Source organism: Campylobacter showae CC57C (genome assembly GCF_000344295.2).
Taxonomy (GTDB): Bacteria; Campylobacterota; Campylobacteria; order Campylobacterales; family Campylobacteraceae; genus Campylobacter_A; species Campylobacter_A showae_B.
Map to the genome: position 1 here is coordinate 57,313 of NZ_AOTD01000211.1, position 8,617 is coordinate 65,929.

At 45.7% G+C, this 8,617-nt stretch carries 7 protein-coding genes; all 7 read right to left on the reverse strand.

Annotation, left to right across the window (positions count from 1 at the left end; genetic code table 11):
- Position 1 precedes the first annotated feature (1 nt).
- On the reverse strand, positions 2–982 hold the full coding sequence (locus H740_RS08210) for a FecCD family ABC transporter permease (protein WP_002953168.1): 981 nt from the start codon (positions 980–982) through the stop codon (positions 2–4).
- Complete coding sequence (locus tag H740_RS08215; RefSeq protein ID WP_002953170.1) at positions 972–3,044, reverse strand: TonB-dependent receptor; 2,073 nt, start codon at positions 3,042–3,044, stop codon at positions 972–974. The genes H740_RS08210 and H740_RS08215 overlap by 11 nt, the downstream gene beginning before the upstream one ends.
- Before the next feature lie 50 nt (positions 3,045–3,094).
- Positions 3,095–3,517, reverse strand: coding sequence for an ExbD/TolR family protein (locus tag H740_RS08220; protein ID WP_002953172.1), 423 nt, complete (start codon positions 3,515–3,517; stop codon positions 3,095–3,097).
- Positions 3,495–4,124, reverse strand: a complete 630-nt coding sequence (locus H740_RS08225; protein WP_002953177.1) for a MotA/TolQ/ExbB proton channel family protein — start codon at positions 4,122–4,124, stop codon at positions 3,495–3,497. The genes H740_RS08220 and H740_RS08225 overlap by 23 nt, the downstream gene beginning before the upstream one ends.
- A 175-nt stretch (positions 4,125–4,299) precedes the next feature.
- Positions 4,300–6,345, reverse strand: a complete 2,046-nt coding sequence (locus tag H740_RS08230; RefSeq protein WP_002953179.1) for a TonB-dependent receptor — start codon at positions 6,343–6,345, stop codon at positions 4,300–4,302.
- Positions 6,346–6,683: 338 nt separating this feature from the next.
- A complete protein-coding gene (locus tag H740_RS08235) occupies positions 6,684–6,953 on the reverse strand; it encodes a DUF2470 domain-containing protein (RefSeq protein WP_002953181.1) in 270 nt (89 codons plus the stop codon).
- A gap of 54 nt (positions 6,954–7,007) precedes the next feature.
- Positions 7,008–8,591 (reverse strand): cyclic peptide export ABC transporter, encoded by a 1,584-nt coding sequence (locus H740_RS08240; RefSeq protein WP_034957741.1) that lies wholly within the window; start codon positions 8,589–8,591, stop codon positions 7,008–7,010.
- Between the last annotated feature and the right edge of the window lie 26 nt (positions 8,592–8,617).

Here is an 8,617-nt window from a genome sequence, read left to right on the forward strand (position 1 = left end):
CTTATATGCTCCTGCTTGAACGGATAGCTAAAAATAGAAAAAACGGAGCGCCGAAAAACGCCGTAACTACGCCTATAGGCACCTCGGTCGGGCTTAGGACGCTTTTGCCTATCGTGTCGCAGGCTAGCAGGAAAAGCCCGCCCGCAAAGGCGCTAATGGGTATCAAAACGATGTTGCTCGAGGTCTTTAGTATCATGCGCAAGGTATGCGGGATGATGAGCCCCACAAAGCCTATCATGCCCGTAAACGCGACCGAAAACGCCACGGCTAAGGATGAAACGATAAGTAGGCGTTTTTTCATCTTTTCGACATCCACGCCTAGACTTTGAGCCTCTTCGTCGCCGCTTAGGATGACGTTTAGCTCAAAACGCTTAAAGTAAAAATACGCCATAGATAGCACGAGAGGAACGCTGATGTATGCGATCTTTTCCCAGTTGGCAGAGCCTACGTAGCCCATCATCCACGCTACTATCTTAAAACTATCCTCGCCGATGAGGTAGGTCGCAAAGCTCGTAAATGCGCCCAAAAACGACGAAAACGCGATACCGATAATAAGAAGCGTGGCGATGGATTTGCCTTTTTTAGAGAGTTTAAAAATGAGCACCGAAAGTATCGCCGCGCTAAAAAAGGCAAACACGCCGTAGTAAAAATCGGGAAGCTTTAAAAGATAAGCCGCCACGGCGCCAAAGGTCGCGGCGGAGGCGATGCCGATGATGTAGGGATCGGCTAACGGGTTTAAAAACACGCTTTGTACGACGACGCCAGAGCTTGCTAAAAGCATGCCGATTAAAAAGGCCATTATGACGCGCGGCAAGCGAATTTCTAGCAAGATCGTTTCTTTTATCTCGTCTATCTCGCCGCCGCTTGCAAATTTGATTATATCTTGCCACGAGATATCGGCTCCGCCGAGGCTAAGCGAAAATATAAAAAGCAGCGCCGTAAGCGCCGCCAAAACCGCCGTAACTCCGTTTTTAGTAGGCATACTTAAACTCTACGTAGTAGTTTCTCTCGTCGGCGGGCTCGTATATGTCCTCTAGCTCGCTTTGATAGGCGTTGTATTTTTTGTTGAATAAATTTTTAACTCCCGCAGATACTGAAAATCCGCCTTTAAATTTATACTTCGCCCCAAGATCCACTAGCGTTCTGGATACGGTTTGCGTCTCGTAGCCGGATATATCCGTTACGCCAGAGTAGATCGCTCTTTTTAGCTTTGATAGGTATTTGACGTCAAGGAGTAAATTTAGATCCTTGATCGGCTCGTAGTCGATGCTAGCGACAAATTTGCTCTTTTGTACGGTCGGCACTTCCATGCCTTTGTTGTTACCTTTTTTAAATTCGGCTTTTACGTAGGAGAATGTCTGGCTGGTTTTTAGATTGTCTAAAATTTGCTGTTCGGCGTAGAGTTCGGCTCCGTATCTCCTGACGTCGTCTAAATTTATAAAAAACCAACCGTCGGTTATGTTATTTGTGAGCGTTCTGGTGTAGATTTCGTTTTTCGTATCGGTTAAAAACACGGTTGCGCTTATGAAATTATTATAGATCATATCTCTCACGCCAAGCTCGTAGGTTTGGTAGGTTTCGGATTTTAGATTGTTTACTACGTAGTCGGTTCTGTTTGGCTTGTCTACGAACTGAACTGGCGATGGTGAGACGAAGCCGCGTTCAAATTTAAAATAAACGTTGCCGGTGTCTGAGTACTTAAAGCTAGGCGTTATCTCAAAGGCGTGGTTGTCCGAGTTTTTCTTGCCTTTAAAGGACGAATCGCTAACTATCGTCCTGCCCGGCGTCATCTTTACGACGGAGTGTGAGCGTCTATCCATATCGTTTCTAGCTAGCTCAAGTCTATATCCCGCGCTCAAAGAAAACTGATCGGTGAAGTCGTGCTTTTCTAGTACGTAAAACGAATGCGTTTTCTTTTCTACGTCAAATTTGGTCGTGACGTCGGCGCTTACCGTGATAGGTCCGCGTCTGCTCGTAGATTTCGAGAGTATAGATCTTTTGGCCTCTTGTCTTAAAAAGTCGTAGCCGAATATAAAATCTCCGCTGCCGTAGCCGTATTTGCCCTTAAATTTAGCTCCGGCTTGTTTGTCGGTTAGCCCTAGTGATCCGCTGCCGCCGTCTTTGTAGGCGCTATAGGAGTCCATGGTTAGTTTTTGATAATAAGGCGATAGATTAAACGTCAGCGCGTCGTTTAAATTTATAGAGTAGTCGGCGTTTACGCTAACTCTTTTGTTTAGATAGTCGGTTTTGCTTGATCCCGCTTGTCTTCTGTCTTGCTCTAGCTGAGCTTTGCTTAGAGCGCCGGTGGTGCGGCTTTTGTCTTTAAAATAGCTTGAGTTTATAGATAGCGCCTGATCGTCCGTTATCTGATAGGTTAGGCCGCCAGAGAGGTAGTCCTCTTTGGTTTTATCCCCGCGTCTATATCCGTTTGAGTCCGATTTTTTCGCGTTTAGTTTCAAAGATAGCGCGTCAGTTACTCCGCCTCCCACGTTTAGGGATACGTCTTTATACGAGTAGGAGGCGAGCTTGCTAGATACGCCGGCGTAAAATTTCTTTTTACTCTTTTTGGTGATGATATTTATCACGCCTCCCATCGTGCCGCTACCGTATAGCACGGTGCCGCCTCCCGGGACTATCTCTATCCTATCTACGTCCTCGATAGGTATCATATCTACGGGGATCCTAGTAGGCGTAGTGTCGATCATGTTTAAAGCGACGCCGTCCACCATCACCTTTACGGTCGTGGTCGATCTAGCCGACGAGCTCCTCCTGGAGCCTTGTCCGCGCATATCTACGTTGTTGCCGTTTAGGCTGACGCCCGGAGCCTTTTCTAGCGCTTCTTTGATATCGCGGTATCCTCTATCCTCTATCTCTTTTGCGGTTATTACCGTTACGTTTCTAACCTCGTCTTTTAGCGCGCTCTCAAAGCCCGTCGTAGTTATGACGGTGGCGTCTAGTCTAGTGGAGCTATCCTCCGCGGCATATAAATTTAGGCAAGCTATCAGCGAAAGCGCGATAGCTCCTTGGCTTGATTTGGCAATCATGGTTATTCTCCTTGGTTAAATTTACAGGGAGATAAAACTAGGCTCATTTTCTATCCTTTGGGCTTTTTCTTGATATTTAGCTCGACGTTTTGCGTGCCGTTATCTTTTAAAATAGAGATCAAATTTACGACCTCGCCGTAGTTTATCGCTTCATCTGCGTTTAGTTTGATGCTCTCTTTTTGTTTTGGGGTCAAATTTGCGATTTGAGCGGCTAGATCTGCTAAATTTAAGCTTTTTTGCTCGCCGCCTACGCTCAAAAGCACTTCGCCGCTAAGCATATAAAAAACCTCGACGTTTTTGGTATCTTTTTCGTCTAAATTTGACGCGCTTTGGGGCAGGGCGATGTCGATGTGGGCAAATTTGTTAAAAGATGTTGTAACCATAAAAAATAGCAAAAGCACGAATATCACGTCGATCAAATTTAGCATCGAGATGCCGGCGTATCTGGCTTTATCTCTGCAGACATACTTCACAGCTTCTCCTTTCAAAACTGCGGCCAAACAGGCTCATAATGCGGTTTAGATCGTTTAGGATGAAATCTATCTTTTTGCTAATCATAAGAAAAAATATCACGCAAGGAATCGCCACTATAAGCCCAAAAGCCGTCGTGTAAAGCGCCTCGGAGATACCGACTGCTACGAGCGGAGCGTCCACTCCGCCGCTAAGTCCGCTAAAGGCCTTTATCATACCGACTATCGTGCCAAGCAACCCTAGCTGCGGGCTCGCGCTAGCGCAAAGGCCCAGTATCCACGTGCGCCGCTCAAGCGAGGTTAGCTGCATAGATACGGCCTCCTCGGCGATGTAGTCGATCTGCGTTTTGCTAGCGCCTTCGCCTAAATTTTCCGCGACGAAAAGCGCGGTTTTGGCAAGCGAGTTTTTGTAGCCTTTGCAAAATTCTTTGATTTTTGCGTAGTCGCCTTCTAAAATGAGATTGCAAAGCTTGATCTTAAACGAACTAGTCGCGTCTATCTCGGTAAATAAAAAATACGCTCCCTTTTCAAGAAGCACCGCAACACCGAGCACCGAGAGGCAAAATATCGGCCACATAAATATACCGCCGACTTCTATATACTCAAACATTTTAATCCTAATATTAATTATCAAAAGCGGTTTATTATACCGCCGCTATCATTAATCGGTAATAAAATTTGACGAAATTTCATAGCGTTAGATAACAAAATCCAAATAACGTTTCGCAGGGAAACGCAGCGCCTAAAAGATAAAATTTAGGGCACAAAGCCCTAAATTTAACGGTTTAGTAGGTGTATTTAAACTCTACGTAGTAGTTTCTTTCGTTTGCCGGACTATACTCGTAGATGCCGGTTTGGTTGTTTTTGCCTTGGTAGTCGTAGTATTTTTTGTTAAAGAGATTTTTTACGCCTCCTGTTATGCCAAACCCGTTTTTAAATTTATACGAAACGCCTGCGTCCACGATGCTGCGAGAGGAGATGTTGTCGTAGTTTACGTCCTTTTTCTTTGAGTAAAATTTATAGTCCGCAAACAGGTGCAAGTCGCTCACGATCTCGTAGTCCGCGCCGAATATAAATTTGTGTTTTGAAACGTAGGGCACCTCTTTGCCCGCGTTATCGCCTTTTTTGATCGTGGCGTTTACGTAGGCGTAGGACTGGCTCAAGATCAGCTTATCAAAGAGATTTTGCCTGCTAAAAAACTCAAATCCGTAGCGTCTGGTTTTTGCGATGTTGTAGTATTTCCAAGCGTCTCCGTGGTTGGCTCCGAGCTCGGCATAGGCTATCTCGTCGCTAGTATCGGTTAGAAACACGGTAGCGTTTACCGGCATGCTCGCGACGTGATCTTTTAGCCCGATCTCGTAGGTGTTAAATTTTTCCGATTTTAGGTCGTTAAATTTGTATTGCTTGGTCACCTGATCTTTGTCGGTTAGCTGAGAAGGCGAGGGCGAGATGTAGCCGCGCTCAAATTTAAAATATACGTTTCCGGTGTCGGAGTATCTGAAATTCGGCGTAAACTCAAACGCGTGGTTGTCGATATCTCTGCCGTCGCCTATGGCGTTGTAGCTAGTCGTCGGAGGAAAAGGTATGCCGTTTCTAAAGCCCTTCATGTCTGAAACCCTGCTAGCCTCGTACTGCGCGCGCTCAAATCTATACCCAAAGCTTAGATCAAAAAGCTGCGTAAATTTATGCTTTTCCATAAAATAAAGCGCGTGAGTGGTCTTTTGTAGATCAAGCGTCGTATCGTGCTTTAGGCTTATCACGGGCGATGTTTTTACCTCGTAGTGCGACTCTCTATCGCCCTTGTTTTGTTCGTAGTCGTAGCCGAAGATAAACTCGCCGCTGCCGTAGTCAAGCTTGTTTTTAAAATTTACGCCGTATTTTTTATCGCCGAAAAGCCCTTGCGACGGATAGCGCACGCCACGAGCCGACTCGGTAGATGAGGTTTTGATTTTGATTTTTTGATAATACGGCATCAAATTTACCGAGTAAAAGTCGTTAAATTTACCCTCGTAAACGGCGCTAATGTCGATTTTTTCGTTTTCAAAGAGCTTTGTTAGGCCGTTATTGGCGTTTTGTCTGCGGTTTTGCGAAACTTGATCCTGGGTTAGGGTACCCGGATCGTTCCTTTTTGATTTAAATACGCTAGGCGTCAAATTTAGCGAGTGGGAGTCGTTAAATTTGTAGTTTAGTCCGCCGCTTAGGTAGTATCCGCGCTCCTTGTAGTCGTGTCTGTAGCCTTTTTGACCGAACGCTTTGCCGCTAAATTTTAAAAACAGATCCTCGCTCACATTTCCGCCAACGGTGGCTGCGGCGTCGCGGTAGCTATACGAGCCTATCTTGGAGCTCACGTTTGCGAAAAAATCTCGCGGCTTTTGCTTGGTGATGATATTTACCACGCCGCCTCTAGTGCCGCTACCGTAGAGCACGGCTCCGCCTCCTGGCATCACTTCGACCTGCTCGATGTCCTCGATCGCGATCATCTCAAGCGGTATGATGCCGTGCGCCGCATCGACCATATTTATCGGTACTCCGTTTAGCATGATTTTTACGGCTATAGTTGGCGTCGCGCCGTCTCCGCGCATACCTTGTCCGCGCATATCTATGTTTTCGCCTAGGCTTGAGGTGCTGACGAAATCGACGCTAGGGATCTTTTCTACGAGTTCTTTTACCGAGCGGTAGCCGTAGGCCTCGATGTCTGCTTTGGTTACGACGAATATATTTCTAGTCTCGTCTTTTAGCGCGCTTTCAAAACCCGTCGCCGTTACTATGGCGGCGTCAAGCGTGATGTTTTGGGTTTGCGCGTTTAGGCTCGCGGCTGCTACTAGCGACAAAAGTATAAATTTGCCGCCTTGCGCGCCTAATCTTTTTTGCTTATTTTGACTCCCTTCATTTTATCATAATTAATAATGATAAAAAGTTCCGTTATTCTACTATTTTTGGTATTAATTAATAATAAAAATCAATTCTTATAATTTTGATTTACGATTATAGCTACGCTCGCGAGATTTTAGATTTAATTTTAAGGAGTATGTTGCGCGTTTAAATCGTGAAATTTAAAGGCCGAATTTGAAAGGTTTTAAAATAAATTTGAAGTGGAGTAAAATTTAAGAGTTAAATTTGATATAGAAGCAAGCTAAATGCGATCCCGCTAAAGAGGCGCAAGGGGGATTTATCCCTCCATGCTGTTTACGACGTTTATCACCTCGTCGCGTAGGCTCTCAACCGTTAGCTCGGCTTTTTTCTCAAACGGCACGAACACCTCGCCCTCGTCGCAGGCGATGTGCATGCCGTCCTCGGTGATATCGGTCATTTTGACGTTTTGCGGGCTGGTAAAGCCGCCAAATTTTGCGCACATATCCTCTGTAAGGCCGATGAAGTTATCGTTCATCATACCTAGCGCCATCTCTTTGGCTTCTCTTGCTTCCTCGCTTAGCTGCATTATGTCTCCTTGTTTAAAATGATATCCGTTATTTTAACCGTTTTTAGCTGAATTTTAGCCCTTAACGAGCGCGATTTGCCCGTTTCGTATCTCGTAAATTTTATCCGCCGCGTCAAAATACGCATCGTCGTGGCTGATCGCAAAAATCGTGTAGCCTTGTGCCTTTAACTCAGGCAAAAACTCCGTATAAAAATGCCGCCTAAACTCGGGGTCTTGATCAGCCGCCCACTCGTCAAGGATCAAAAATTTACGCTTTTCAAGCAGTGCCGCAACCATCGCAAGGCGCTTTTTCTGGCCTTGGGAGAGGTTTAGCGTGCTAAATTTTCCGTCCTTGACGCTTACTTTATTTTCTATCGACATCTTTTTTAGTAGCCCCTCTATCAGAGCCAGATCGTCGCTCATCACTTCGTCAAAGAGATAAAAGTCGGTAAAAACAGCGCTGATCGTGTTTGCGTAGCTTTTTAAATTTGACTCCGTGATTTTTGTGTCGTCGGCGAACATCTCGCCGCTTTTTGGCGTTAGAAGTCCCGCTAAAATCATAAATAGCGTACTTTTGCCACTACCGTTTTTGCCGATCAAAAAGACCGTCTCGCCGCGTCCGATCTCTAAATTTATATCTTTTAACGCAAATTCGCTACCTTCGTTGTAGGCGAAATTTATATCTTTTAGGCGTAGTTTTTGCCAAATTTGCGGAGCCGTCTCGCCCAACTCAAACTCCGGCTCAAAGGGCGCTAGGTCAAGCTTTTTAAGCCGCCCGTAGGCGATACGCGCGCGAAAGACGCTAGGCACTGAGTAAAGCAGCATCATGAGAGGCGCTCGCAAAAAAAGTATCGCCAAAGCAACCGTGATTGCATCCTGTAGGCTAGCGGCATCGTAGGCTAGGCAAAAATATATCTCGATGCCCACGGCGCCCAGCATCACGGTGTTTAGCCAGTTGCTCATAAAGGACTGATGGATCTCGGCTTTTACGATATTTGCGCGCAGGCTTTTTGCGTTGGGTATGAAACGCTCAAGAAAAAGCCGCTTCGCGCGGGCTAAATTTAAGCTAAGCTCCCTGTGCCCCTCGACGCAGGTCTGATAGTCTCGGTATAGCGCATCCTCGCCGTTACGGCATTGTTCGTAGTATTTGTGGATATTTTTTATGAAGTATCGGCAAATCCATGTCGCCGCGCTCATCCAAATGACCAAAAACACGAAAATCTCGGCCGAGATAAACAGCACGTAAGCGCCCGTCGCGCCGATTATAAGCACGCCTTGGATGATGCTTGGCACCTGCATAAAGCCGTCGGTTAGGCTGCGCACGTCGCTTGAGAGCGAGGCGATCAAATTCGACTTGCCTGCGGCGACGATTTTTTGATTTGCGGTATCTAGGATCCTTTTTATCGTTTTGGTGCGTAGCTCATAGACAAAGTCGTTGCCGATAACGCTAAGAGCGATACGCGAGAGCACTGAAAATCCCAAAAATAAAAACAAAAGCGCGAAAAATGCGAGCAAAATTTGAGCGTCTTGTTCTTTTAAATTTAAGAGGTATTTGTTGATAAAGGCTAGTATCAGGATCCCAGAACCGCTAAAAACGGCGCTAGATACGATCATGGCGATGATTTGCCAAAGCGTTTTTTTTGAGATTTTTTTAAACATTTTCATTCTTTTTTTGAGAGTTTATT